We start from the raw sequence: 24,460 nt of genomic DNA, 5'->3' as shown, positions 1-24,460 counted from the left end.
TTCGTCGTTAGAGCGCCTTGAGTTCCTCGGCGACCTCGGTCACCGATTTCTTAGCGTCGCCGAACAGCATGCTGGTGCCCTCGCCGTAGAACAGCGGGTTGTCGATGCCGGCAAAGCCGGAATTCATCGACCGCTTGAGCACAATCACCGACTTGGCCTTGTCGACGTTCAGGATCGGCATGCCGTAGATCGGGCTGGACGCGTCGTTGCGGGCCGCCGGGTTGGTGACGTCGTTGGCGCCGATGACGATCGCGACGTCGGTCCGGCCGAATTCGTCGTTGATGTCGTCCATGTCCTTCATGGCGTCGTAGTCGACCTCGGCCTCGGCCAGCAACACGTTCATGTGCCCGGGCATCCGGCCCGCCACCGGGTGGATCGCATACTTCACCGTGACGCCCTTGTTCTCCAGCAGGGCCGCCATGTCCTTCACGGCGTGCTGGGCCTGCGCGACGGCCAGGCCGTAGCCGGGCACCACGATCACCTGGTTGGCGTAGGCCATCTGGATCGCGGCGTCGGCGGCCGAGGTGGCCTTGACGGTCTTGTCGCCGGCGTCGCCGCCGCTCGGTGCCACCCCGCCGCCGCCGAAGCCGCCGGCGACGATCGCCGGGATCGAGCGGTTCATGGCCTTGGCCATCAGGTTGGTCAGGATCGAACCGGACGCCCCGACGATCATGCCGGCCACGATCATCGCGGTGTTGTTCAGCGCCAGGCCCGCGGCCGCGGCCGAGAGCCCGGTCATCGCGTTCAGCAGCGAGATGACCACCGGCATGTCGGCGCCACCGATGGGCAGCACCACCATCAGGCCGAGCACACCCGCGGCGGCGAGCAGCGCGATCATCCACCACAGCGGCGCCCCACCGCTGCCCGGATGGGCGTGCAGACCGATCACCACCGCGGCGGCCACGGCGGCGGCCAGCAGCAGCAGGTTGATCGGCTGCTGCGCCCTACCGAAGCCGATCGGCGAGCCGGAGATGATCTCCTGCAGCTTGCCGAACGCGATGATCGATCCCCAGAACGAGATCGAGCCGATGATCGCGGCGAACAACGACGCCACCACGATGTGCACCGTCGGCGACTCGCCGTGCTGGAAGGCCGAAAAGCCGCTGGTCTCAATGAATTCCGAGAGCGCGATCAGCGCGACCGTGCCACCGCCGACGCCGTTGAAGAACGCCACCAGCTGCGGCATCGCGGTCATCTTGGTGTAGCGGGCCGGCGGGACGCCGAGCAATACGCCCACCACCAGGCCGGCGATGATCAGCACCCACTGGTCGGTGTGGCGGATCTTGATCAGCGTGGCCGCCACCGCGATGGCCATACCCACCGCGGCGATCAGGTTGCCCCGCACCGCCGTCTTGGGCCCGGTCAGACCCATCAGGCCGTAGATGAACAGGGCGAACGAAATGATGTAGAGGCCGATTACCAAGTAGTTCATTTGGCGGCCGGCTCCTCACTCGCAGCGGGCAGAGGTTTCTTCTTGCCCTTGAACATGCCCAGCATCCGGTCGGTGACGATGAACCCGCCGATGACGTTCAGGGTTCCGAACACCACCGCGACGAACAGGATGATCTGCACCGCCAGCGAGGGGTGCTCGACCGAGCCGAACACCACCAGCGCGCCCAGCACCACGATGCCGTGGATGGCGTTGGTGCCCGACATCAGCGGCGTGTGCAGCGTGTTGGGCACCTTGGAGATGACCGCGAACCCGACGAATCCGGACAGCACCAGGATCGCCAGGTTGGCCAATAGCTCGTCGTACATCTACGAGTCCTTCCGATCGCGCGTCACACATGACTCCGCGACGACCTCGTCGTCGAAGTCGGGAGCCAGCTTGCCGTCGGTGATCAGCAGGTCCAGCAGGGCGGTGATGTTCTTGCTGTACAGCTCGCTGGCGTGCTCGGGCATGGTGGCCGGCAGGTTCAGCGGCGAGGCGATGGTGACGTCGTGCTTGACCACCGTCTGCCCGGGCTCGGTGAGCTCGCAGTTGCCCCCGGTCTCGCCGGCGAGGTCCACCACCACACTGCCGGGCTTCATCGCTTCGACCGCGGCGGCGGTGACCAGGCGCGGCGCCGGGCGTCCGGGGACCAGCGCCGTGGTGATCACGACGTCGAACCCGCTGATCGCCAGTTCCAGGGCCTTCTGCTGCTGGGCGCGCTCCTCGTCGGTGAGCTCTCGGGCGTAGCCGCCCTCACCGGAGGCGTCGATGCCGATGTCGAGCCACTGCGCGCCCACCGAGCGCACCTGGTCGGCCACCTCGGGTCGGACGTCGTACCCGGTGGTGCGCGCGCCCAGCCGCTTGGCCGTCGCCAGCGCCTGCAGCCCGGCCACGCCGACGCCGAGCACCAGCACGGTGGCGGGCTTCACGGTGCCGGCCGCCGTCGTCAGCATCGGGAAGAACCGGGTGGACTCCGACGCCGCGAGCAGCACGGCCTTGTAACCGGAGACGTTGCCCTGCGACGACAGCGCGTCCATCGCCTGGGCCCGCGAGATCCGCGGGATGGCCTCGAGCGCGAACGCCTGCACGCCGGCCTGCTTCAGGGCACCGATCGAGTTCTCGGCGTTGCGCGGCGCGAGGAAACCGATCAGCGTCTGGCCGCTGTGCAGCTTGGCGACCTCGGCCTGGGTCGGCGGCGCGACCTTGACCACCACGTCGGCGGCCCACGCGTCCCCGATGCTGGCCCCGGCCTCGGTGTACAGGGCGTCGGGCAGCAGCGCCCGTTCGCCCGCACCGGACTCGACCACCACCGCCACGCCGCTGTTCACCAGCGACGCGACCGCCTTCGGCACCAGCGCGACCCGCCGCTCGTCGGCGCCGGATTCGGCGACCACTCCTACCGTCGTCTGCGCATTTGTCATGGCGCGTACATCTACTTTCCGTACTTTCCCGTACTGTCCCTGCCGATGGGCGTGGCGCCGGCTCGGCCGCGCGCTTCGCTACCTTAACCAGGTTTCACCATGGACGCGCCAACCCCCACGGCGGGATACCCCCGTTGTGCGGCTACCAGAGCGGGATTTCCTGGCCGTGTTCGGACTCCGGGCGGGGCCCGAAGTAGCGGCGCTGCGATTCGTCGATGGGCACGTCGTTGATGCTGGCCTCGCGGCGCGCCATCAGTCCCGACTCGGTGAACTCCCACAGCTCGTTGCCGTAGCTGCGGTACCACTGGCCGGACTGGTCGTGGCACTCGTACTGGAACCGCACGGCGATGCGGTTGCCGTTGAAGCTCCACAGGCTCTTGCGCAGCGAGTAATCGAGCTCGCGCTCCCACTTGCGGGTCAAAAACGCCACGATCTCGTTGCGGCCGATGATCCGCTCGCCCCGATTGCGCCAGTGCGAATCGACCGTGTAGGCCAGGCTGACCCGCTCAGGATCGCAGCTGTTCCACGCGTCCTCGGCGGCCTGCACCTTCTGCAGCGCGGTTTCGTGGGTGAACGGAGGCAACGGGGGGCGGGATTCACTCATGCCCTCTATCGTGCCGCCCGCGCCGGCACGGTTTCACCGCGGCTTAAGCATCGCGCTGACGACCGGAAACGCGGCGACTCGACACGTGTCCTATCGTGACGGGCATGGACTTCGCGATGTCGGCCAAAGCCAGCGACTACCACAAGCGACTGTCCGACTTCATGACCGAGTTCGTCTTTCCGGCCGAGGCCGAATACGACAGCTACCGCCACGAGGCCGGCCCAACGATCACACCGTTCCCCCCGTCATCGAGGAACTCAAAACCAAGGCCAAGGAGCGCGGCCTGTGGAACCTGTTCCTGCCGGCCGAGTCGGGGCTGACCAACCTCGAATACGCCCCGCTGGCCGAGCTGACCGGGTGGAGCCTGGAGCTGGCACCCGAGGCGGTCAACTGCGCGGCGCCGGACACCGGGAACATGGAGACCCTGCACCTGTTCGCCACCGAGGAGCAGCGCAAGCAGTGGCTGGAGCCGTTGTTGGCCGGCGAGATCCGCAGCGCCTTCTCGATGACCGAGCCGGCCGTCGCGAGCAGCGACGCCCGCAACATCCAGACGGCCATCGTGCGCGACGGCTCCGACTACGTCATCAACGGGCGCAAGTGGTGGACCTCGGGAGCAGCCGACCCGCGCTGCAAGATCCTGATCGTGATGGGCCGCACCAACCCCGAGGCCGCGAGTCACCAGCAGCAGTCGATGGTGCTGGTGCCGATCGACACCCCGGGCGTGAGCGTGCTGCGCTCCACGTCGGTGTTCGGCTGGCAGGACCAGCACGGGCACTGCGAGATCGTCTACGACAACGTCCGGGTGCCGGCCACCAACCTGCTCGGTGAGGAGGGCGGCGGCTTCGCCATCGCCCAGGCCCGGCTCGGCCCGGGCCGCATCCACCACTGCATGCGCGCGCTCGGCGGCGCCGAGCGCGCCCTGGCTCTGATGGTGCACCGCGCCAACAACCGCATCGCCTTCGGCCGGCCGCTGGCCGACCAGGGCCTGGTGCAGCAGGCGATTGCCAAGTCCCGCAACGAGATCGACCAAGCCCGGTTGCTCTGCGAGAAGGCCGCGTGGACCATCGACCAGCACGGCAACAAGGCCGCCCACCTGCTCGTGTCACAGATCAAGGCGGTGGCACCGCAGGTGGCCTGCGACGTCATCGACCGCGCGATCCAGGTGCACGGCGCCGCCGGCGTCAGCGACGACACGGTGCTGGCCCGCCTCTACGGCTGGCACCGCGCCATGCGGATTTTCGACGGGCCCGACGAGGTGCACATGCGAACGATCGCGCGCACCGAGATCGGCCGCGAACAGTCGGCCTTCGCCGCGGCGGTCACCGGAGAATGACCGAGGCGTTGCGAGAACTGTCCGGAGCGTGGAACTTTCGCGACGTCGCCGACGGCGCGTCCGCCCTTCGGCCCGGGCGGTTGTTCCGCTCCGGTGAGTTGAGCCGGCTCGACGACCAGGGCCGCGCCACGCTGCGCGAGTTGGGCATCACCGACGTCGCCGACCTGCGGGCGAATCAGGAAGTCACCCGACGCGGTCCGGGTCTGGTTCCGGACGGCATCGCGATTCACCGGCTCCCCCTGCCCGACCTCGGCGACGACCAGCCCAGCGACGACGACGCGCCGCACGAGACCGCGTTTCGGCGGCTCTTCGAGGGTGACACCGGCCAATCCGACGAAGAGGTCAACGAGGCCGCCGTCCGGCACATGATCGACGAGTACCGGCAGTTCCCGACCCGCAACGGGGCGCAACGCGCTGTGCGACAAGTCTTTTCGATGCTGGCCGCCGGTCGCTCGGTGCTCACGCACTGCTTCGCGGGCAAGGACCGCACGGGTTTCGTGATCGCCACGGTGCTGGAGGTGCTCGACGTCGATCGCGACACCATCGTCGCCGACTACCTGCGCAGCAACGCCGCGGTGCCCCAACTGCGCGACCACATCTACGAGATGATCCAGAAACGGTCCGACGTCGAATTGACCCCGGAGGTCGTCACATTCACCAAGGCCCGGCTGGCCGACGGTGTCCTGGGCGTACGCCCCGAATACCTGGACGCCGCGCGCCAGACCATCGACCGGGAATTCGGGTCGCTGAACAACTATCTGCGCGACGCGGGGGTCAGCGAGGCGGACGTAAAACGCCTGCGCGGCGAACTGCTCGCCTGACTCGCGGACCACCCGGTCGCGACCGGCTTACCCCAGCTTGAAATCGGCCTGCTTCGCCGCGGACAGGTCGGTGATCTCGCCCCACTGCGAGGCGATGTCTTCCACCGTCGGCGGCTGGTCGTAGTTGACGCCCTTGTTCTGGAACAGCGCGACACGCTGCACCTTGCCGCCACCGACCACGAAAACCGAAGCACTGTTGGGGTTTTCCTCGGTGCACAGGTAGGCCACCACCGGGGCGACATACTCGGGCGTCAGCTTCTCGAGCACTTCCTTGGGAAGGATGTCCTCGGTCATGCGGGTCGCCGCGATCGGGGCGACGGCGTTGGCGTGGATGTTGTACTTCGCACCCTCCAGCGCCAGGCTGTTGATCAGGCCGACCAGGCCGAGTTTGGCCGCGCCGTAGTTGGTTTGGCCGAAGTTGCCGAACAGCCCGCTGGTGGAGGTGGCGACGACCACGCGGCCGAAGCTCTGCTCGCGGAAGTGCGGCCACGCGGCGCGGATGACGTTGTAGCCGCCGTAGAGGTGCACCTTGAGCACGGCGTCCCAGTTCTCGAACGACATCTTGTGGAAGGTGCCGTCGCGCAGGATGCCGGCGTTGCTGACCACGCCGTGCACGGCGCCGAATTCGTCGAGCGCGGTTTTGATGATGTTCTCGGCGCCCTCGGGCTCGGCGACGCTGTCGTAGTTGGCGACCGCCCGCCCGCCGGCGTCCTTGATCTCCTTGACCACTTCGTCGGCCATGTTGTGGCCGGCGCCCGTTCCGTCACGCGAACCGCCGAGGTCGTTGACGACGACGCTGGCGCCCTCCTTGGCGAGGGTCCGGGCATACTCACGGCCCAGTCCTCCGCCGGCTCCGGTGACGACGATGACGCGATCCTGCACTCCGGGCATTGGTTTCCTCTCTCAGAACAGCCGTTTGGCGAGCTTCAAAGCCTTTTCTGTATACGGGGGATAGATGAACGCGCCGACATCGGGTCGGGTCGGCTTGGTCATCACGGCTTTGCGGTGGCTGAACTGCTCGAAGCCGAACTTGCCGTGATACGCGCCCATCCCCGAAGGGCCGACACCGCCGAACGGCAGTTTGTTGGTGGCGAAGTGGAACAGCAGGTGGTTGATCACCATGCCGCCCGCGGCGACCTCCTTGATCACCCGCTCGCGAATGCTCTTGGTCTTGGTGAACAGGTAAGCGGCCAGCGGTTTGGGCCGGGAGTTCACGAAACTGATTGCCTCGTCCAGGGATTGGACGGTCACGATCGGCAGGATCGGTCCGAAGATCTCGTCGGTCATCAGCGATTCGGAGGGGTCGGGGTCGACCACGACGGTGGGCTGGATGCTGATGTTCGACGCGTCCGAACCGCCGCCGGCGACGACGTCGCCCTTGGTCGCTGCCAGCGATGCGGTGAGCCGTGCGAAGTGGCGCTCGTTGACGATGCGCTTTCCGGCGGGATTGTTCGCCTCGAACGTCGTGATCGCGTCCTTGATCTTGGCGACGAGTTCGTCGCGGATCTTCGCGTCGGCGAGCACGTAGTCCGGGGCGATGCAGATCTGACCGGAGTTGATCAGCTTGGTCCAGGCAATGCGCTTGGCCGCGACGTCCACGTCCGCGTCCGCCGCCACGATCACGGGGCTCTTGCCGCCGAGTTCGAGGGTGACCGGGGTCAGATGCGGTGCGGCGGCCTCGTACACCTTGCGGCCGATCTCGGTGCCACCGGTGAAGCAGATGTGGTCGAAGCCCTGCGCGATGAGTTCCTGGCTGCACGCGGCGTCGCCCTCGATCACGGCGATCGCGTCGTTGTCGAGGTATTTCGGCACCAAGTCGGCCATCACCGCCGACGACGCCGGGCACACCTCCGAGGGCTTCATGACCACCGTGTTGCCCGCCGCGATGGCGCCGACCGCGGGGCCAAGTGTCAAGACGAACGGGAAGTTCCACGCGCCGATGATCAGCACGGTCCCGTACGGCTCGTACTCGATCCAGCCCCGCCCGGGCAGTTGCGACATCTCCAACAGCCGGTACTTGCGGCGCGTCCACTTCTTGACGTTCTTCGCCGCGTCCTTGGCCTCACCCGAGGTGCTGGCGATATCGGCGAGCCAGGCCTCGAACGGGCCGCGGCCCAGATCCTTGGCGAGGGCCTCCATGATGGCGCCCTCGTTGTCGTTCATCATCTTCTCCAGCGCCAGCAGCTGGCGCTTGCGCCATTCGATGTCGCGGGTGCGTCCGGTCGCGAAGGTCTGGCGAAGCCGGGCAACGGTTGCGGGGATATCGACCGGTGCGGTCCCGTTCGTGGAGTCCTTGGAAAGCGAGGCCTTCGATGCAACCGATTCGGTGGTCATCATTGTCCTTCCCGAGCAGGGTCCCGCCGCGTGGCGGCCGCTCATCGGTGATAACCGCGATACTAACCATCCGGTTGGGAGAGCAATAGAAAGGATCCGGCCAAACCCGGTTACTTGACGCAGGGGACGTTCGCGGCGGTCATCTGGCTGAGGTCGGTCGGGGCCGGGGCGCGGTCGCCGGTTCCGGTGGCGGCCACGGCACTCACCTGCCCGGACCCGGACAGGTCGGTCGTCGCACCGGGGTGGGCCAGGTAGTCCCCCGCGGGAAAATGCGCTCCCACGGTCAGCCGCACGGTGCCGGCGGCCACGTCGTTGTTCGCCGTCGCCGGCAGGTGCAGTTGATCGGCCAGGACCTGTGCGGCCCGGTCGGCCCCGGGGCCGTACTCGATGACGCTGTCGTCGGCCGGGACCGCCGCGGTGGTGGCGCTGCCGCGGGTGAAGCCGCGGCCGGCGAAGGCCTCCTCGACGGCGCCGGCGAGCCCGTCCCGTGAGGTGGCGTTGACGACGTCCAGAATCGCGGGTTCGGCCGGCGCGGGCAGTGGCTGGGCGGCCGGTGATGCGGCCTGCAGCGCGACCGGTGTATCCGACATGAAGCGCTCGTTGACGATGCGCCGGATGGTCGGCAGGTCGACCTGATTGATGTCGGACCCGTTGGCGTCTTTGCCGAATCCGGCGATCGGCAGGGTGTAGAGCGACAGCGGCCGCTCGCTCAGTTGCGTGGCGCGCGAAGCGAATTCCATGATGTCCAGGCCGTCGTCGACGGCGACGTTGTCGCGGGCGACCTGCAGCAGTTTGCGCAGCCCGCTCACGCTGGACAGCGCGCCGCCGCTGCGGGCCGCGTTCACCAGCGACACCAGGAACGCCTGCTGTCGCCGCGTGCGGTCGAAATCGGTGAAGGAGCCGTCGTTTTCGTCGCGCCGCTGCCGCACGAACGCCATCGCGTCGGCGGCATCGATGCGTTGGACCCCCTGGTGGAAGTCTGCACCCGAATAGCTGTCCCGGGTATCGGCGTTGAGGCACACCGTGATCGGCTCGACGGCCTTGGCGATTTGGAAGAACGCGCCCAGCGTGACCTCGACGAAGTGGTCCACCGAGATGCCGAGGAAGTCGTTGACGGCGTTGATCTCGGCCTTGCGGCCTGCCTCGCGCGCGGTCTGCTCGCGAGCGGTCAGGTTGTTGGCGCCCGCCCCGCCGGAATTCCCGGCCGCCTGCGAATTCAGCGACTGCTGGTAGGCCAGCCCGTATGCCTGCTTGATCTTGCCGGCGCACACCGAACCCGGGCACCCCGGCAACTCCGCGTAGTCGTCACGCGGGATGGATATGGCGGTGACCGGGCCGTCGCCGTCCGAAATATGCACGACGATAAGGACATTGGCGTTGTAGCCGCCCGAGCTCTCGTCACCGGCGTGCAGCGCCTCGTAGACGTCCTGCGGCAGTGGCTTACCGTTCTGGTCCAGCCGGCTGTCCAGGCCCATCAGCAGGATGTTCTGGTTGCCGTCCAGCGTCGTGGCCGCGTTCGACAGTGCATGCGAGATGATGATCTTGCCCAGCGCGGTGTGATAGCCCGTCCAGCCCATGCCGGTGATCGCCATGACCGCGGCCGAAGCGACGGCGGCAACGAACCTGCCCTTTCGCAGCGCCCAGCGGTGCGATCGATCGGCTTCGCCACTGGCCATAATGAGTGACCATTGTCCCTGATGACCAGGCGAATTCCCGGTAGCCGCCGCCGCGAGCCCACGGCGGACGTGCGACGTGGCGCGCGCCGGCCGGATGCGGCGCGGGCGGTTACAGCCGCTTGGCGACTACGAAGTCGGAGAAGGCGTCGCGGTCTTCGTCCACCTCGGAACTCTGCACGCCGCGGCCCAGGCGGTGCATCTCGTCGATCGAGTTCTGTGCCGTAGCTCGCCAGCCGTGGTCGTTGAGCCAGTCGGCGAGGTTCGCGCGGTGCTCGTCGCGGTACATCAGCTCGCCGACGTCGACCGTCTCCTCCAGGCCGAGTTCGGCGGCCACCTTCTTGAACCGTTCCCGCATCTGCTGGCGCCGCTCTTCGGCGTGCATCGGCGCGGTTTCGGCGGAGACCCGGCTGCCCGCGGGGCTCAGCTCGCCGATCTGGGTGAACAGCTTGTCCTGCGCCTCGGCGGGCAGGTACATCAGCAACCCCTCGGCCAGCCAGGCGGTCGGCTGGGCCGGGTCGAATCCGGCGGCGCGCAGCGCGGACGGCCAGTCTTCCCGCAGGTCGATTGCCACTTCGCGACGATCGGCGGACGGCTTGGCGCCGCTTTCGGCCAGCGTGGTGGTCTTGTAGTCCAGCACTTGGGGCTGGTCGATCTCGTAAACCGTGGTGCCGGCCGGCCAGTCGAGGCGGTACGCCCGCGAGTCCAGTCCTGACGCGAGGATGACCACCTGCCGGATCCCGGCGGCGACGGCGTCGGCGAAGTATGAGTCGAAGAAGTGGGTCCGCACCGCCTGATAACCGCGCATGTGCTGCATGCGGGCGGCGGATTCTTCGTCGATGGCTTCGATCTTGGCCACGACCTCCGGGTCGAGCATGGCCTCCCACAAGACCTCGGCGCCGGCGTTGTTGACGAGCAGCCGGGCGTAGGGGTCGCGGATCAGCGCGTCGGGCTGCTCGGTCTCGATGGCCCGGGCGGCGGCCACCATGACCGCGGTGGTGCCGACGCTGCTCTTGATGTCCCAGGTGTCGTCGTGGGTGCGCAGTGAACTCATGGCGGTGCTCCTTGGCTGGATCCGGTCAGGCGGTGGGCTTGCCGAGGCGCGCCCGCAGCAGCGTGCTGCTGACCGCCTCGTCAGTCAGGTCGTCGGGCACCGGACGGCCCAGGCGAGCCATCTCGTCGCGGTTGCTCACGCTGTGCACGTGCCAGCCGTGGTCGGCCAGCCATGCGGCCGCGTCCGAACGGTCCGGCTCGTGGTAGGTCAGCGCCTGGACGTTGACGTCCAGCCCGAGTCGGTCGCGCATCCGCAGCCAGCGCTGCGAATTGCTGCGGGAATTCAAGCCGAACATCTCGATGGCGATCTGGCTGTCCGGCGCGCTGAGCGCGGTGACCATCTCGAAGAGCCGGTCCTGGGCGTCGCTGGGCAGGTACGGGAGCAGCCCTTCGGCCAGCCACGCGGTGGGCCGGGTGCGGTCGAATCCGGCGGCGGTCAGCGCGGCGGGCCAATCGTCACGCAGGTCCACCGCGACCGGGTGCCGGAGGGCGGACGGCACGGCGCCGTGCTGCTGCAGGATGCCGGCCTTGTACTCCAGCACCTGCGGTTGGTCGATCTCGTAGACCGTGGTGCCGGCCGGCCAGTCCAGCCGGTACGCGCGGGAGTCGAGCCCGGCGGCCAGGATCACCACTTGCCGGATGCCGGCGCCGGCGGCGTTCGCGAAGTATTCGTCGAAGAAGTGGGTCCGCACGGCCTGATAGTCGATGCCGCATCGATGGGCGCGCTGCCCGTGCTCGTCGCCGTCGAGCCAGCCAAGTTCGGGGTCGGCCAGCCGCGCCCACGCGGGCCCGGCCGACGAAACCAACAGCCGCGCGAAGTCGTCACGGATCAAGGGATCGGGTCCGGCGGTTTCCGCGGCGCGCGACGCGGCGACGCCCAGCGCGGTGGCGCCGACGAGTTCGGTGATGGTCCAACTGTCGCCGGCGGACCGCACGGAAGGCGGTGGCGAGGCATCCAGGTCAGTCATATCTCGCCCATGGTACCGGGATAAGTTAGTTAGCCTATACGCTTTGTGGGCAACTTCACTGCGCCTCGGCGCGCTGCTAGGCCTCCGGCTTGCGAAACGCGCCTTCCAGCAGCTGGCGCATCACGCCGACGAGCGCCAGCAGGTTTTCCGGGCTCTCCACGTAGCCCGCATACACGCCCACCCCGCAGACGAGAACGAGCAGCGCCTCGGCCATCACCGTCGCGTCGACGTCCGCCACGATTTCGCCGCGCTCGATCGCCTCGTTGATGACGCGCAGCAGAAAATCGCGGGCGATCCGCACGGAATCGTTATCGGTCCCCGTCAAATCCGGATGCCGCTGCGATTCCAGCACGCCGGTGATTAAAAAGGCAGATCCCGCGGGATTCTTCGAATTGGCTCTGGTCGCTTCGGCAATGAATGCGGTCAGCTGCGCCGCCAGCGTGGTCTCACGCTCGGCCTGCTTGATCCCGGCTCCGATCACGAATTCGTTGGTGTCATCCAGAACCTCCCGATAAAGCGCCCGCTTGCTCGAGAAGTAATGGTTGATCGCGGGCCGGGTGAGATCCGCGCGCGCCGCGATGGCCTGGAACGTCGCGCCGTCGTAGCCGCGTTCACTGAAGACCAAACGGGCAGCTTGGATGATCCGCTGCCGCGTCTCGTCGGCCTTGGCGGCAGGCGGACGCCCTGGCCTGCGGTTCCCCCGTGGGAGCATTGCTAGAGTGTGCCACCCCCGCGGTGCGGCATTAGCGCATTTGGCGGAATGCTGCCAAATTTCCCGGCCTGGTAGTCCTCGAGCGCCTCGATCAATTCTGCGCGGGTGTTCATCACGAAAGGCCCGTAGTGGAATACCGGCTCGCGAATCGGACGGCCGCCCAGCAGCAGCAAATCAATGGCTCCGCGAACGGGCGTGGTACCGGAATCCGGCCGGGCCCCCACGGTGATCCGGTCGCCGGGGCCCAGGACCGCCAACTGGCCCTGGTGGACCGGGTGGGCCACCGGGCCGACGTAACCGCTGCCGGACAGCACGTACACCAGCGCGTTGAAGTCGCGCCGCCACGGGATGTTCAGTTGGGCCCCGTTCTCGACGGTCGCGTGCGCCAGGGTGATCGGGGTGTGGGTGATGCCGGGGCCCCGGTGGCCGTCGATGTCGCCGGCGATGACGCGGATCAGCGCCCCGCCGTCCTCGGACGCGAGCAACGCGGCGTCGCCGCCTTCGATGGACTGATAGCGCGGGGGCGCGAACTTGTCTTTCTTGGGCAGGTTCACCCAGAGCTGGACGCCATGGAAGAGCCCGCCGCTGTCGACCAGCTCGGCCGGCGGCGTCTCGATGTGCAGGATGCCCGAGCCGGCCGTCATCCACTGCGTCGCGCCGTCGGTGATCAGGCCGCCACCACCGTGCGAGTCCTGGTGCGCGAACTTCCCGTCGAGCATGTAGGTGACCGTCTCGAAGCCGCGGTGCGGATGCCAGTCGGTGCCCCGGGGCTCCCCCGGCTGGTAGTCGACCTCGCCCATCTGGTCCATGTGCACAAAGGGATCCAGCGCGGCGGAGCTGACTCCCGCAAACGCGCGGACCACGGGGAAACCCTCGCCCTCGTAGCCGCGAGGGCCGGTGGTGATCGATCGGACCGGCCGCTCGGTGTCGGCGGGGCCGGGACCGCTGACTCGTGGCAACGTCAGCGTGTTAGCCGTAACTGCAGGCATCTGGCCTCCTCATATATTGGATGCCTTATATAACCGGACTACGGTCCACTTATTCCGGAGCGCTCGGCCCGCATGCCCGCCAAGACATTCGCCCCGGCGTGCGATGCCGGGGCGAATGCGTGGAGCCTAGTCGTAGCCGGGCGACTCAGGATTTGCCACGAGCGCTGCTGGCGGCCTCCTTCTCGGTGCTCTTGCCCTTGTGCGCCAGCTCGCCACCGGCGCTCTCCAGGTGCGCGCGGACGAACCATTGGAACTTCTCCAGTTGCCCCGCCTGGCCGATCAGCAGATCCTGGGTCACCTGGTCGAGTTCGTCTGTCTCGTCGATGTATTGGCGGATGTCCTCGATGACGCCCGTGTAGACGAGGTCCAGCGCGGCCAAGTGCGCCTGGACCGTGTCGCGGCCGACGGAGTAGTCGTCCCACGAACGGTCCTTGATGATGGCACCGGGCGTTCCTTGCGGCGAAGCACCAAGGGCCGCAATGCGTTCCGCTACATCGTCGGCAAATCCGCGAACGGCGTCCACTTGCGGGTCGATCATCTCGTGCACGCCGATGAAGTTGGGGCCAACCACGTTCCAGTGAATGTGCTTCAGCGTCAGGTGAAGATCGTTGTAGGTGCTCAGTTGCTTTTGCAGCAGCTCGGTGAGCCGCGCCGCCTGCTTGTCGGTCAATCCCGGGATGGTGAACTGAGTCATCGCTTCTTTCCTAGCTTCCTTCCATGAGGTTCACGCACGGTTACTTGCCCCGTTGGGTACCCGATGGCCCAGTTGAAAAACGCGATGGATCACAGCGAGTGGATTTGCTGCACCGGTAGCCGCGGCCCGCGGCGGGGCTCGTATGCCAGTCCGCTGGCTTCGAGCAGCCGGACCACCCGCTGACGGTGCGGCCGCATCGGCTCGAGCAATTCGACCATGCCCGCGTCGTCGACGGGCCGGCCCAGCAACGTCCAGCCGATCATTTTCGGAATGTGGTAGTCGCCCACCGACAGTGCGTCCGCGTCGCCGAACGCGCGTTGCGCGGTCTCGGCGGCGGTCCACTCCCCCACCCCCGGCAGCGACGTCAACGCCTCACGCGCCTGCACGGCCGGCCGAGACACCAGCCGTTCCAGCGAGTCGGCGCGCCGCGCACAGGTCACCAGCGTCTGCGCCCGCCGCGGGTCGACGTTGGCGCGATGAAACTCCCACGACGGAATGTTGCGCCACACCTCCGCCGACGGCATGACCCGCATCCCATCCGGGGCAGGCCCCGGCGCGGGCGTCCCGTACTTCGACACCAGCAACCGCCACGAGCGAAACGCGTCGGCACCGGGCACCCGCTGCTCGATGATCGCCGGGATCAGGGCCTCGAGCACCAGCCCGGTGCGGCCCAGGCGCAGGTGTGGAACCCGCCGGTACGCGGCGGCCACCGTCGGATGCCGCGGCACGAAGTCCGAGTCGTCGTCCTCGAAACCCAGCATGGCGGGCAGCATTTCGATGAACTCCTGCGCGCCGCCGCCCCACGCCACACCGTGCGCGATGTCGGGCCCGACGCGGCTGATCCGGGCCGTGACCGGCCCGCTGGGCAGCAGGCTGGTGCGCCAGATCGAGCCGTCACCGGGCATCCGGAAACATGGGTCGCCGAGGCCGCGGCGTAGCGGCGCCAGCGTGTGCCCGAAGCTGACCGCTCCGGGAAACACGACCGTGCGCGCGCTCTGCACCTGACGACTCCCCGCTTGCCCTGATTGACCGTGAACTGCGTGCCAAGTCAATATTGCGTTGTGATGACGCCGTTCGATGACCCGCAGGGCGAACTGGCCTGGATGTTCCTGCAGAGCACCAGCGACGGCGGCGATCTCGACGAGGGCTTCGCCCTGCTCAGTGACGACTTCACCTACTGGACGCTCTACACGCGCACTCCCTGCGGCAAGGACGCATTCCGGCGAGGTGTCGAGCGACGCAAACAGGAGCTCGAACTGACCATCGACCTGGTGCGCTGCGTCAACGAGGGAGAAACCGTGGTGGTGGAGGCGCAGGCCACCGGCACCACGACCGCCGGCGTCGAGTACGACAGCCCGTTCGTGTGCATCTTCGACACCCGTGACGGGCTGATCGTCTCCATGCGGCTGTACAGCGACACCCGGGCGGTCGCGACCGCGCTGCCCGGGTGGATCCCCTACTGATCCGAGACGCTGATGTCGGCCTTGTCGGGGTAGAACGCGACGTGCCCCGCAATCTTTTCGACCGCCGGGTACGGCTGCTCGTACGTCCAGATCACATCGTCGACGGTGTCACCGGCCGAGGTGGTCACGCTGTAGTAGCTGGCATTGCCCTTGAAGGGGCAGTACGTGCTGGTGTCCGTCCGAGTGAGCCGGTCCTGTATCACGTCGGCAATCGGAATGTATTGCACCGCGGGCAAAGTGGCTTCGCGCAGTCCCAGCGCTGCCGTGGTGTCGGCGACGAGCTCGCCGTTGACACGTACTTGCACCCGCCCCTTGGTCGGCTCGATGGTGATCGGATGCCCGGCGCTGGGTTCTTTGATTTCCGGGTGGGCCATGGTGGTTCCTCCTTCAGACGCCTACCGTCGTCCAACGCGTGTCCGCGGTCAAGGCTTCCCGTCCGGCGGACCGAATGCGTAGCGGTGGTATTGCGACATGTTCGCAACGGCCGGAACCTGGGACATGCACCGGCCCAAGACGCGGGATGAGAGGGGCAGCTGCGCGAAGGTGTACGACTCGAACCATCGTTCCCAGGCCAGCAGCCGCACCCCCGGCACGGCTTCGACGATGTCGTCGGGCCCGTTGATGGCCCAGCGCAGCGTGGCCCCCGACTGCCGCACCACGGTGTTGAGCCACTGCGACTTGATCCCGAGCCAATTGAACACGTCGAACTGCAGCTCCCCCGAACCGAACCGGCCGACCACCCGGCGCAGCAGCGCGGTGCCGTCCTGCTCGGTGAGATACATCGTCAGCCCCTCCCCGATCATCAGCGTGGGACGGTCGACCGGGATTTCCGCCAGCCATGCCGGGTCGGTGACGGACGCCGCGATCACGCGATAGTGATCCCGGCTCGGGTAGAGCTGCGTGCGCAGCGCGGCGACCTCGGGGTAGTCGACGTCGTACCACTGCACGTCCGGGCCCGGCTGGAGGCGGAAGAATCGGCTGTCCAGCCCGCAGCCAAGGTGCAGCACGACCGAATGCGGATGCGCGGCAAGGAATTTGCGCGTCCACTCATCGAAGTGCGCCGAGCGGGTGGTCACCGACGGCGCCCGCCGCGCGGTGATGGTCGTCTTCTTCCAGTCGTAGTCGATGCGCTCGACGATCTCCTTCGCGTACCGATCGCCGAGGATCGGTTTGGGGAAATCGGCGTCCAGCGCCTTCGCGTACAACGTCGCCAGCATGGTCTGGGGCGCCCCGGTGAGATCGATGGGCACTCGCGCGGTAGTCACATCGCCCGAGGTTAGTCGCACACCATGCGCCCGCAGCGCCTCCTGAACGGCGGTCGGCGTGGCGTTCAGCCCGGAGTCGTACTCCTGCCTTTGGCATCGCGCATCGCGGCCCAGAACCGGGCCGCCTCGCGGATGGATTCCTCGACCGGGCGCGGCTGCCAACCCAATTCGCGCACGGCCTTGCTGTGGTCGACGGGCGCCTCGGCACGCATCATGCGCACCGAGGCCAGGCTGAGTTCGGCGTCCTTGCCGCTCAGGCGCGCCCGCAGGCTGCCCAGCGCGCCCAGCGCATACAGCACCGGGACGGAGATCGAGCGCCGCGGCGGCGGCACGCCGGCCTCGTCGGCCGCGATCCGGACCACCTCTTTCAACGCGATCATCCGCTCCGAGATCAGATACCGCTCGCCGGTGCGCCCGTGTTCGGCGGCCAGGATCATGGCCCGCGCGGCGTCGGTGACACCGACGACCTCGAGCTCGATGCCCTCCATCGTGAAGGGCAGCTTGCCGAAGACCGCGCCGGCGATGAACGCGCCGTGCGGGGTGCGGCCCCAGTCGCCGCTGCCGTAAGTCGTCGACACGCACATCGCCACCGCGGGCAGCCCGGCCTCGGCCACGTACCGCATCACCAGGTTCTCGGCCTGGACCCGGGACTTGACGTAGTCCGACACGCCGCGGGTGCCGACGACGTCCTCCTCGGTCGCGACGTGTCCGCGGCGCCGGCCCACGGTCGCATACGTGCTGGTGAAGATGAACCGGCGCAGGTCCGGTTGCGCGACGGCCACGTCGAGAACGTTGCGCAACCCCTCGACGTTGGTGCGAAACAGCGGCGCGGTATCGCGCAGCCAGGCGCGGGTGTCCACGACGCAGTAATAGACGTCGTCGACACCGTCCATCGCCTCCCGCAGCACGGCGGTGTCGAACACGTCGCCGTGAAAACGGGTCAGCGCAAGGTCATCGATGGCGCGGGTATTGGCGTTCGGCCGCACCATCGCCCGGACGTCCGCGCCGGCGGCGGCCAGCTGCCGGGTCACATGCGAACCCAGAAAACCGTTGGCGCCGATCACGAGTTTCGGTTTGGTGGTCACTGGGCGCCTCCGAACTGCTCCATGAATCGCGCTGCGTCCGCGTCGAGAGTGCCGAGCTCCTGCGCCTTGCGGCACCACTTCAACGTCGCTTGCACGAAGCGCAGCGGGTTGTAGATGTCTTCCTGCTGACACCACAGGCCGTCACCGGCGTAGGTGATGATCGAGATGTTCGTCGCGCCGATGACCGTGCCGTCGCCGGGATCGCGCATCGGGTTGTCGAGTTCCATGATGATGCGCCCGGTGGGCTCGTCGATCACCGACCACAGCGACGGGAACGCGACCATGTGGCTGCCGGGAAAGCTGCCCATCGTCTTGCTGATCCACTCGCGGACCTCGTCGCGGCCATGCATGGTGCCGGCCGCGTGTTCGATATAGACGACGTCGGGTGTGTAGTGCTGGACCCAGGCGTCCCAGTCGTGCGATTGCGCCGCCGCATCGACGGTCGCTTCGAATTTCTCGAAGGCGGCGGCCAGTTCGCTACGCGAGAATTGCGGGCTGTTCACGCGAAAACTAGAACACGTTCTACCGTGGTTTGTCGAGAGCTTTGCCTCGTAGGTGTACCCGACGACGAACATCAGGATAATCGGGGAAAGACGGCGATTATTCGGCCCCCGAGCGAAGCGAGGCAATGACATGACCAACACGCAGAAAGCGATTCTCGCCGGCGGCTGCTTTTGGGGGATGCAGGAACTGATCCGCAAGCAGCCGGGCGTGGTTTCGACCCGGGTCGGTTACACCGGCGGTGACGTCCCCAACGCGACCTACCGTAATCACGGCACCCACGCCGAGGCGGTCGAGATCGTCTACGACCCTGCGGTCACCGACTACCGGACGATCCTGGAGTTCTTCTTCCAGATCCACGATCCGACAACGAAAGACCGGCAGGGCAACGACCGGGGACCCAGTTACCGGTCGGCGATCTTCTATCTCGACGACGAGCAGAAGCGCATCGCGCTGGACACCATTGCCGACGTCGAGGCGTCCGGGCTGTGGCCCGGCAAGGTGGTGACCGAGGTCAGCCCGGCCGGCGACTTCTGGGAAGCCGAGCCCGAACACCAGGACTACCTGCAGCACTATCCCAGCGGATACACCTGCCACTTCATCCGCCCGGGCTGGAAACTGCCGCGCCGGGCGACCTCGAATCCGTAGTGGCGCCGGGCTCTTCCCGAGCAATGTGCGGCGCCACCGTTAACGGCACGCAACGATGTCGCTGACGACATCGACATCGCGATCCCGCGGGCGCAAGATCTAATCCATCGGATGCAGTGCGCGCCAGCGTGGGTGCGCTTTTCCTATGCATGAAAAGTCCGCTCGCGAAGGGAACTCCGGCTCATGTCGTCTTCACCCACCGTCTGGGATGTCACGTACGATCTGCTGCGCTCATTGGGGTTGACGACCGTGTTCGGCAATCCGGGCTCGACCGAGCAGACATTCCTCAAGAACTTCCCCGACGACTTCAGCTATGTGTTAGGGCTACAGGAGGCCTCGGTGCTGGCCATGGCGGACGGCTTCGCACAGTCCACCGGCAGGCCGGCGCTGGTGAACCTGCACACCGCGGCGGGTACCGGCAACGCCATGGGCAGCCTGATCGCGGCGTACAAGAGCAACACCCCGCTGATCGTCACGGCCGGGCAGCAGACCCGCGAGATGTCGCTGTGTGAGCCATATTTGACGAACACCAGCGCAACGCAGCTGCCGTTGCCGTGGGTGAAGTGGTCCTACGAACCGGCGCGGGCCGAGGACGTCCCGGCGGCGTTCATGCGGGCTTACACCATCGCGGTGCAGCCGCCCGCGGGTCCGGTGTATCTGTCGATTCCCCTTGACGATTGGGAAAAGCCCGCGCTGGGCCCCGCGGTCATTCGCACGGCCAGCCAGCGTTGTGCGCCCGATGCGGACCGGTTGCGTGCTTTCGCCGACAGGATCAATCGCGCGCGGCGGCCGGCCGTGGTGATCGGTCCCGAGGTTGACCGGGCCGGCGCCTGGGATGCCGGGGTCGAATTCGCCGAGATAGTGCACGCGCCGGTCTACGGGAGCCCATTGACAGACCGGGCTTCGTTCCCCGAGGACCATCCCCTCTGGCAGGGGCTGTTGCCGATGACGATCGCGGAAGTCACCGAAGTACTGCGGGGCCATGACCTGGTGGTGGTCGTCGGCGCGCAGGTGTTCCGCTACTACCCGTACGTGCCTGGCGACTATCTTCCCGAGGGCACCGAGTTGCTGCAGATCACCAGCGATCCATTTCTGGCCGGGGCCGCGCCGGTCGGCGACAGTCTGCTCAGCGACGCCTTACTGGCCCTGCAGCAGCTGACTGCACTGATCTCCCCCGAAACCGACCGGCCGACATTCGCTCCGCTCGACCGGAGCGCGGGGACCGTCGAAGCGACCAGTGCGCCGCTGACACCGGACCAGGTCTACTCGACGCTGAGCACCATCAAGCCGCCCGAAGCGGCGCTGGTGAACGAATCGACGTCGACCTTGGCCGAGCAGCAGCGATGGCTGCCCGCCGTCAGACCGGTTTCGTTCTTCGCCACCGGCAGCGGCGGTATCGGGTGGGGCGTCCCCGGTGCTGTGGGGGTCGCATTAGGCGACCGGGCCACCGGACGCAAGCGTCCGGTAGTGGCGACCATCGGTGACGGGTCGTTTCAGTATTCGATCCAGGCGATCTGGACGGCGGCCCAGCACAAGCTGCCGATCGTGTTCGTCGTGATGCGCAACGGCGAGTACGCTGTCCTGAAATCGTTTGCCTTGCTGGAAAAGACGCCCAACGTGCCCGGCTTGGATCTGCCCGGCCTGGACATCGAGTCGCTCGCGATCGGCTTCGGCTGCCGCGCCGTCACGGTTGACGGAACAGACCAGCTGATTAAAGAATTTGAGGCTGCGCTGTCCGCCGATGGGCCCACCGTCATCGTGGTGCCCACGAAACCCCAAGTCGCACACCTGGGCTGATATCCGAACGCACCTGCTCGCACGGACCGCCACGGACTAGGCTGCCGCTATGGCAGCCTCTGCGGCAGACCCGCAATTGGCCGAACTCGGCGCGGCCCTGCTGTCGCGCGCCGACGAGCTGGCCGACACCATGCTGGCGCTGCTGCGGCGCGACGTGGGCTTCCACCGCACCGTGGCGTTGGTGACGGACGACCAACTGCGCGGCACGATCCGGGCTCATCTGGATTTCATTCTGGGTGTCTTCGGCGCCCCCGAGCGCGATTACGACACCGCGGCGGCCGCCGCGACCGGGCGTAGCCGGGCCGCCGCCGGGGTTCCACTACCGGCGGTGATGGATTCCTACCGGCTCTGCGCTCGCTTTCTCTGGGACGAGCTGCGTCAGGAAGCGCGCCGCGCCACGACGGTGACCGACGGCGGGCTGGTCCGTGCCTCGTCGGCGATGTGGCTTGCGCTCGAGGAATTCACCACCGCGATGGTCAGCGGGTACCAGGAAGAGATGGCCCGCCAGCTGGTGGACCGCCAGCAGGAGCGCTCGGCAATGGTGCAAGCGCTGATCGACGGCCGGCTGGTAGACACCGTCGACCTTTGGAATACCGCTGATACACTGCGCATTTCGCTACAGGGCCCCTACACGGTGGTCTGCGCGGAGTTGTCCAGTGTGGGCCGATCGGTGTTGCCCGGCATCGAGAACCGGCTCGCGGCGCGGGGGATCTCATCCGCTTGGCGTCTGCAGCCCGACATTGAGATCGGCATCCTGCACCTTGGCCCGAACAAGACGACCGACCCCGTGATCGAGGAACTGAGCAAGCACACGGCCACCCGGATCGGGATCAGCCCTCCGATTGCGGATCTCGGGCAGACCGCCGGCGCGTTGCGCTACGCGAGGATCGCGATGACCGCGTCACGGCCCGAACACGGGCCGATCACCGTCTTCGACCGCGACGTCATGGCGATCACGGCGGTCGCCGCACCCGAGGTGATGGGTCGTGTCGCGGCCAACGTCCTCGGTCCGCTGGACGAGTTGCCCGAGCACGAACGAGAGGCGCTGCTCGACACGCTCGAGGCGTGGTTCGACCACGGGGGTTCGGCCGAGCGCGCCGCGCAGGAACTGTACGTCCACCCCAATACGGTGCGCCAACGGCTGCGCAAGATCGAGCAGCGGACGGGGCGTTCGGTCAGCGAACCGCGCGCCGCGGCGGAACTGTGTATCGCACTGGAAACCACCCGCCGCGCCGCAAGACCGGACCGCTAGCCGCGATCAGCGCCGCCGCACCGCAATTCGTCCGCCGTCCTTCGGGGTGAACGCGACCCCGCGGCAATGCCACCGCTCGCCCGGTGCGTCGTTTGCCTCAATCACCAAGCGACGCAACACCGTCCGGAGCACGACGTCCATCTCCATGTTGGCAAACGCGGCCCCGACACAGCGGCGGGTGCCGCCACCGAACGGAACCCAGGACAGCGCCGACGGTTTCGTTCCGATGAAGCGTTGCGGGTCGAAGCGCCCGGGATCGGGGAACAGCTCGGGGTTGTCGTGTAGTTGTGCGATGCCGACGATGATCGAATATCCGCGCGGAATCACCCACTCGCCCAGTTGATAGGTCTCGGGGTAAACGTGACGACCCGCGAAGTCGATCACCGTCCTGGACCGCTGGACCTCCAGGATCGTCGCCTGGCGCAGCTCGTTGCCCCCGTTGTCGGCCTCCTCGACCAGGGCCGCCAGCAAGTCGGGGTGCCGGCTGATCCGCTCGAATGCCCACGCCAGCGTGGACGCGGTGGTTTCGTGACCGGCGGCCAGCAGGGTGAGCAGCTCGTCGCCAATATCCTTGTGCGACATGGCTGAACCGTCGTCGTATGTGCTGCGCAGCAGCAGGGCGAGCACATCGGTGCGCTGGTCGAAGTTCGGGTCGGCCCGCTCGGCCACGATCAGCTTGTCGATGACCTTGTCGTACTGCTGCCGCCACTTGTCCAGGCGGTGCCACGGGCTGAACCGGCCGTAGTCCCGTTTCGGCTTCGGCAGCGCGGCCAGACGCGAGCCCAGGGTCACCCACGGCGGGATGAGCCGGCGCAGCTCGTCGAGCTCGGCACCGTCGGCCCCGAAGACCGCACGCAGGATGGCATTCAACGTGATCCGCATCATCGGCGGCAGCGTCGCGAAGGACTCGCCCTCTTGCCAGCCGGCGATCTCGCGCAGCGTCTCGTCTTCGATGATGCTCTCGTAGTTCTTCATGCTCTTGCCGTGAAACGGCGGCGCCAACAGCCGCCGCCGGCGACGGTGGTCGTCGCCCTCGAGCGCGAACACCGACCCGGTGCCGAACAGCCTGCTCAGGTTGGGCTGGATATTGCCGAGCTCGTCGGGGCTGGTGGTGAAGATCTGTTTGGCCAACTCCGGGTCACTGACGGCAATGACGTGCCCCCACATCGGGAGCCGCAACGCGACGACACTGCCATAGCGGCGCGACAGTCGCCGCATCATCGAACGCCGTGACATCGCGAAACCAATGCCCTGAACTGCCTTGGGAATTCGCGCGACCGGCGGCAGCTTGGTCGCGACCGGTGGGGCGGTGGCTACTTCACTCATGGCGTCATTGCTCCCAACATCTGCCCCGCTGCGGGGTTGGTACCGCGATGTACCACAGACCTTTCCGAGTACGGTACTCTGAAGTACCAAAGCTGACAAGATCCGTATCGAACCGAACGGGGGCGCCGGCCGTGACCTCAGCAATGACAGCAACGGATGGCGTCCCCGATCTCGGCGAGATCGACCCGTTTCGGCTCCGATTGCTCGACGGACTCGCCGACGCCATCAACGAGCGCGGTTACCGGGCCAGCACCGTCGCCGACATCGTCCGTTACGCCCGCACCTCCAAGCGCACGTTCTACGACCAGTTCGCCAGCAAGGAAGAGTGCTTCCTCGAGCTACTCGCCACCGACATCGAGAGGCTGGGCGAACGTATCCAGGTCTCGGTCGATGCCGAGGCCGATTGGCACGTGCAGATCCGGCAGGCGGTCGAAGCCTACGTCGGATACATCGAATCCCGGCCGGCGATCACGTTGAGCTGGATCCGCGAACTGCCCTCGCTGGGTGCGGCCGCTCGCCCGGTGCAGCGCCGCGGGCTGCAGTTGCTGACCAGCCTGCTGATCGACCTCAGCGCCAGTCCCGGATTCCGGCGCGCCGAACTGCCCCCGTTAACGGCACCGCTGGCGGTGATCCTGTTGGGCGGCCTGCGCGAGCTGACCGCACTTGCGGTGGAAGACGGTAAACCGGTCCGAGAAATCGTGGAACCGGCCGTGGATGCATCCGTAGCTCTGCTCGGCCCACGCCATTAGCCCCGACTCTCCCGCGTAAGTGAAAGTCCCCCAAGCCATTTCCGGCCCTGGGCCGGTAGGACTAGGCTCTCCGCAGACCCACCCGTTCCGACTTGGAGGATCCTGCGATGCGGCTCTCGACCCGAAACCAGCTCAGGGGGACTATCACCGAGGTCGAACTCGGCACCGTGATGGCAGTGGTGAGGGTGACGCTGGACGGCGGCGACCAGGTCGTCACGTCGTCAGTCACCAAGGACGCCGCGACCGACCTCGGCCTCAAGGTCGGCCAGCCGGCGACCGTGTTCATCAAGTCGACCGAAGTCACCATCGGCGTCGACTAGGGCCGGCGCCGAAAAGCCGT

At 67.3% G+C, this 24,460-nt stretch carries 25 protein-coding genes and 1 pseudogene; 8 read left to right on the top strand and 18 right to left on the bottom strand.

Translation table 11 applies throughout. From position 1 onward, the window contains the following. Positions 1-7 precede the first annotated feature (7 nt). The 4 genes from B9D87_RS20250 to B9D87_RS20235 form a co-directional block, all read right to left on the bottom strand. Positions 8-1,432 (bottom strand): NAD(P)(+) transhydrogenase (Re/Si-specific) subunit beta, encoded by a 1,425-nt coding sequence (locus B9D87_RS20250; RefSeq protein WP_007769287.1) that lies wholly within the window; start codon positions 1,430-1,432, stop codon positions 8-10. Continuing rightward, positions 1,429-1,758: an NAD(P) transhydrogenase subunit alpha part 2 gene (locus B9D87_RS20245; protein ID WP_007769289.1), complete on the bottom strand. Its 330-nt coding sequence runs from the start codon at positions 1,756-1,758 to the stop codon at positions 1,429-1,431. The genes B9D87_RS20250 and B9D87_RS20245 overlap by 4 nt, the downstream gene beginning before the upstream one ends. After that, a complete protein-coding gene (locus B9D87_RS20240) occupies positions 1,759-2,853 on the bottom strand; it encodes a Re/Si-specific NAD(P)(+) transhydrogenase subunit alpha (RefSeq protein WP_040629463.1) in 1,095 nt (364 codons plus the stop codon). A gap of 142 nt (positions 2,854-2,995) precedes the next feature. Continuing rightward, positions 2,996-3,457: a nuclear transport factor 2 family protein gene (locus tag B9D87_RS20235; protein ID WP_007769293.1), complete on the bottom strand. Its 462-nt coding sequence runs from the start codon at positions 3,455-3,457 to the stop codon at positions 2,996-2,998. 116 nt (positions 3,458-3,573) lie between these two features. On the opposite strand from B9D87_RS20235, the pseudogene B9D87_RS20230 reads away from it, so the two are divergent. Together B9D87_RS20230 and B9D87_RS20225 are read left to right on the top strand one after the other, a co-directional pair. Beyond that, positions 3,574-4,790: pseudogene (locus B9D87_RS20230) on the top strand (acyl-CoA dehydrogenase family protein). Then, a complete protein-coding gene (locus tag B9D87_RS20225) occupies positions 4,787-5,611 on the top strand; it encodes a tyrosine-protein phosphatase (RefSeq protein ID WP_007769298.1) in 825 nt (274 codons plus the stop codon). Before B9D87_RS20230 ends, B9D87_RS20225 begins: the two are co-directional and overlap by 4 nt. A 27-nt stretch (positions 5,612-5,638) precedes the next feature. On the opposite strand, the gene B9D87_RS20220 is transcribed toward B9D87_RS20225, so the two are convergent. The 9 genes from B9D87_RS20220 to B9D87_RS20180 all read right to left on the bottom strand — a co-directional run bounded on the left by B9D87_RS20220 (position 5,639) and on the right by B9D87_RS20180 (position 15,035). After that, positions 5,639-6,502 carry an SDR family oxidoreductase gene (locus B9D87_RS20220; protein ID WP_007769300.1) on the bottom strand — a complete coding sequence of 288 codons (864 nt, stop codon included), beginning with the start codon at positions 6,500-6,502 and terminating at the stop codon, positions 5,639-5,641. Between the two features lie 12 nt (positions 6,503-6,514). Beyond that, positions 6,515-7,945, bottom strand: a complete 1,431-nt coding sequence (locus tag B9D87_RS20215) for an aldehyde dehydrogenase family protein (protein WP_007769303.1) — start codon at positions 7,943-7,945, stop codon at positions 6,515-6,517. A 110-nt stretch (positions 7,946-8,055) separates the two neighbouring features. Next, positions 8,056-9,621, bottom strand: a complete 1,566-nt coding sequence (locus B9D87_RS20210; RefSeq protein WP_007769306.1) for an LCP family protein — start codon at positions 9,619-9,621, stop codon at positions 8,056-8,058. Between the two features lie 109 nt (positions 9,622-9,730). Next, on the bottom strand, positions 9,731-10,672 hold the full coding sequence (locus B9D87_RS20205) for a class I SAM-dependent methyltransferase (RefSeq protein ID WP_007769307.1): 942 nt from the start codon (positions 10,670-10,672) through the stop codon (positions 9,731-9,733). A gap of 25 nt (positions 10,673-10,697) precedes the next feature. Further along, positions 10,698-11,639 (bottom strand): class I SAM-dependent methyltransferase, encoded by a 942-nt coding sequence (locus B9D87_RS20200; protein WP_040629465.1) that lies wholly within the window; start codon positions 11,637-11,639, stop codon positions 10,698-10,700. 76 nt (positions 11,640-11,715) lie between these two features. Then, positions 11,716-12,351, bottom strand: coding sequence for a TetR/AcrR family transcriptional regulator (locus B9D87_RS20195; protein ID WP_040629469.1), 636 nt, complete (start codon positions 12,349-12,351; stop codon positions 11,716-11,718). 2 nt (positions 12,352-12,353) lie between these two features. Continuing rightward, positions 12,354-13,340 (bottom strand): pirin family protein, encoded by a 987-nt coding sequence (locus tag B9D87_RS20190; protein ID WP_007769315.1) that lies wholly within the window; start codon positions 13,338-13,340, stop codon positions 12,354-12,356. Positions 13,341-13,485: 145 nt separating this feature from the next. Continuing rightward, positions 13,486-14,034 (bottom strand): Dps family protein, encoded by a 549-nt coding sequence (locus B9D87_RS20185; RefSeq protein ID WP_007769316.1) that lies wholly within the window; start codon positions 14,032-14,034, stop codon positions 13,486-13,488. Between the two features lie 89 nt (positions 14,035-14,123). Beyond that, complete coding sequence (locus B9D87_RS20180; RefSeq protein WP_007769317.1) at positions 14,124-15,035, bottom strand: DNA-3-methyladenine glycosylase family protein; 912 nt, start codon at positions 15,033-15,035, stop codon at positions 14,124-14,126. 60 nt (positions 15,036-15,095) lie between these two features. On the opposite strand from B9D87_RS20180, the gene B9D87_RS20175 reads away from it, so the two are divergent. Then, entirely contained in the window at positions 15,096-15,497 is a 402-nt protein-coding gene (locus tag B9D87_RS20175; RefSeq protein WP_040629471.1) for a nuclear transport factor 2 family protein, read from the top strand. Here the strand turns inward: B9D87_RS20175 and B9D87_RS20170 are convergent. The 4 genes from B9D87_RS20170 to B9D87_RS20155 form a co-directional block, all read right to left on the bottom strand. After that, positions 15,491-15,871, bottom strand: coding sequence for a DUF427 domain-containing protein (locus tag B9D87_RS20170; RefSeq protein ID WP_007769319.1), 381 nt, complete (start codon positions 15,869-15,871; stop codon positions 15,491-15,493). The genes B9D87_RS20175 and B9D87_RS20170 overlap by 7 nt on opposite strands. 48 nt (positions 15,872-15,919) lie before the next feature. Then, positions 15,920-16,747 carry a class I SAM-dependent methyltransferase gene (locus tag B9D87_RS20165; RefSeq protein WP_007769320.1) on the bottom strand — a complete coding sequence of 276 codons (828 nt, stop codon included), beginning with the start codon at positions 16,745-16,747 and terminating at the stop codon, positions 15,920-15,922. Positions 16,748-16,827: 80 nt separating this feature from the next. Further along, the gene (locus B9D87_RS20160; RefSeq protein WP_007769321.1) at positions 16,828-17,847 is read right to left on the bottom strand and encodes an NAD-dependent epimerase/dehydratase family protein; all 1,020 of its coding nucleotides are present in this window, start codon (positions 17,845-17,847) and stop codon (positions 16,828-16,830) included. Then, entirely contained in the window at positions 17,844-18,350 is a 507-nt protein-coding gene (locus B9D87_RS20155; RefSeq protein ID WP_007769322.1) for a nuclear transport factor 2 family protein, read from the bottom strand. The genes B9D87_RS20160 and B9D87_RS20155 overlap by 4 nt, the downstream gene beginning before the upstream one ends. 130 nt (positions 18,351-18,480) lie before the next feature. Between B9D87_RS20155 and msrA the strand changes: the two genes are divergently transcribed. The 3 genes from msrA (at position 18,481) to B9D87_RS20140 (ending at position 22,045) form a co-directional block, all read left to right on the top strand. Then, on the top strand, positions 18,481-18,996 hold the full coding sequence (gene msrA / locus B9D87_RS20150; protein WP_007769325.1) for a peptide-methionine (S)-S-oxide reductase MsrA: 516 nt from the start codon (positions 18,481-18,483) through the stop codon (positions 18,994-18,996). A gap of 183 nt (positions 18,997-19,179) precedes the next feature. Then, on the top strand, positions 19,180-20,793 hold the full coding sequence (mdlC, locus tag B9D87_RS20145; RefSeq protein WP_007769328.1) for a benzoylformate decarboxylase: 1,614 nt from the start codon (positions 19,180-19,182) through the stop codon (positions 20,791-20,793). A gap of 49 nt (positions 20,794-20,842) precedes the next feature. Then, positions 20,843-22,045 carry a PucR family transcriptional regulator gene (locus B9D87_RS20140; RefSeq protein WP_040629473.1) on the top strand — a complete coding sequence of 401 codons (1,203 nt, stop codon included), beginning with the start codon at positions 20,843-20,845 and terminating at the stop codon, positions 22,043-22,045. A gap of 6 nt (positions 22,046-22,051) precedes the next feature. On the opposite strand, the gene B9D87_RS20135 is transcribed toward B9D87_RS20140, so the two are convergent. Then, the gene (locus B9D87_RS20135) at positions 22,052-23,371 is read right to left on the bottom strand and encodes a cytochrome P450 (RefSeq protein WP_007769333.1); all 1,320 of its coding nucleotides are present in this window, start codon (positions 23,369-23,371) and stop codon (positions 22,052-22,054) included. 143 nt (positions 23,372-23,514) lie between these two features. Between B9D87_RS20135 and B9D87_RS20130 the strand changes: the two genes are divergently transcribed. Further along, positions 23,515-24,120 (top strand): TetR/AcrR family transcriptional regulator, encoded by a 606-nt coding sequence (locus B9D87_RS20130; RefSeq protein WP_007769335.1) that lies wholly within the window; start codon positions 23,515-23,517, stop codon positions 24,118-24,120. A 107-nt stretch (positions 24,121-24,227) separates the two neighbouring features. After that, complete coding sequence (locus B9D87_RS20125) at positions 24,228-24,440, top strand: TOBE domain-containing protein (RefSeq protein WP_007769338.1); 213 nt, start codon at positions 24,228-24,230, stop codon at positions 24,438-24,440. The last annotated feature ends 20 nt before the right edge of the window (positions 24,441-24,460 follow it).

The organism is Mycobacterium colombiense CECT 3035 (assembly GCF_002105755.1).
GTDB lineage: Bacteria > Actinomycetota > Actinomycetes > Mycobacteriales > Mycobacteriaceae > Mycobacterium > Mycobacterium colombiense.
Note: the sequence above shows the minus strand (reverse complement) of the source record. Positions and strands in the feature narration are given on the sequence as shown.

Excerpts from the sequence above, each read along its gene's own strand:
- msrA (WP_007769325.1), top strand. The coding sequence starts at position 18,481 with ATGACCAACACGCAGAAAGCGATTCTCGCCGGCGGCTGCTTTTGGGGG.
- B9D87_RS20225 (WP_007769298.1), top strand. The coding sequence starts at position 4,787 with ATGACCGAGGCGTTGCGAGAACTGTCCGGAGCGTGGAACTTTCGCGAC.
- B9D87_RS20195 (WP_040629469.1), bottom strand. The coding sequence starts at position 12,351 with ATGCTCCCACGGGGGAACCGCAGGCCAGGGCGTCCGCCTGCCGCCAAG.
- B9D87_RS20205 (WP_007769307.1), bottom strand. The coding sequence starts at position 10,672 with ATGAGTTCACTGCGCACCCACGACGACACCTGGGACATCAAGAGCAGC.
- B9D87_RS20125 (WP_007769338.1), top strand. The coding sequence starts at position 24,228 with ATGCGGCTCTCGACCCGAAACCAGCTCAGGGGGACTATCACCGAGGTC.
- B9D87_RS20185 (WP_007769316.1), bottom strand. The coding sequence starts at position 14,034 with ATGACTCAGTTCACCATCCCGGGATTGACCGACAAGCAGGCGGCGCGG.
- B9D87_RS20240 (WP_040629463.1), bottom strand. The coding sequence starts at position 2,853 with ATGACAAATGCGCAGACGACGGTAGGAGTGGTCGCCGAATCCGGCGCC.
- B9D87_RS20210 (WP_007769306.1), bottom strand. The coding sequence starts at position 9,621 with ATGGCCAGTGGCGAAGCCGATCGATCGCACCGCTGGGCGCTGCGAAAG.
- B9D87_RS20220 (WP_007769300.1), bottom strand. The coding sequence starts at position 6,502 with ATGCCCGGAGTGCAGGATCGCGTCATCGTCGTCACCGGAGCCGGCGGA.
- B9D87_RS20130 (WP_007769335.1), top strand. The coding sequence starts at position 23,515 with ATGACAGCAACGGATGGCGTCCCCGATCTCGGCGAGATCGACCCGTTT.
- B9D87_RS20215 (WP_007769303.1), bottom strand. The coding sequence starts at position 7,945 with ATGACCACCGAATCGGTTGCATCGAAGGCCTCGCTTTCCAAGGACTCC.
- mdlC (WP_007769328.1), top strand. The coding sequence starts at position 19,180 with ATGTCGTCTTCACCCACCGTCTGGGATGTCACGTACGATCTGCTGCGC.
- B9D87_RS20235 (WP_007769293.1), bottom strand. The coding sequence starts at position 3,457 with ATGAGTGAATCCCGCCCCCCGTTGCCTCCGTTCACCCACGAAACCGCG.
- B9D87_RS20135 (WP_007769333.1), bottom strand. The coding sequence starts at position 23,371 with ATGAGTGAAGTAGCCACCGCCCCACCGGTCGCGACCAAGCTGCCGCCG.
- B9D87_RS20200 (WP_040629465.1), bottom strand. The coding sequence starts at position 11,639 with ATGACTGACCTGGATGCCTCGCCACCGCCTTCCGTGCGGTCCGCCGGC.
- B9D87_RS20170 (WP_007769319.1), bottom strand. The coding sequence starts at position 15,871 with ATGGCCCACCCGGAAATCAAAGAACCCAGCGCCGGGCATCCGATCACC.
- B9D87_RS20245 (WP_007769289.1), bottom strand. The coding sequence starts at position 1,758 with ATGTACGACGAGCTATTGGCCAACCTGGCGATCCTGGTGCTGTCCGGA.
- B9D87_RS20190 (WP_007769315.1), bottom strand. The coding sequence starts at position 13,340 with ATGCCTGCAGTTACGGCTAACACGCTGACGTTGCCACGAGTCAGCGGT.
- B9D87_RS20140 (WP_040629473.1), top strand. The coding sequence starts at position 20,843 with ATGGCAGCCTCTGCGGCAGACCCGCAATTGGCCGAACTCGGCGCGGCC.
- B9D87_RS20250 (WP_007769287.1), bottom strand. The coding sequence starts at position 1,432 with ATGAACTACTTGGTAATCGGCCTCTACATCATTTCGTTCGCCCTGTTC.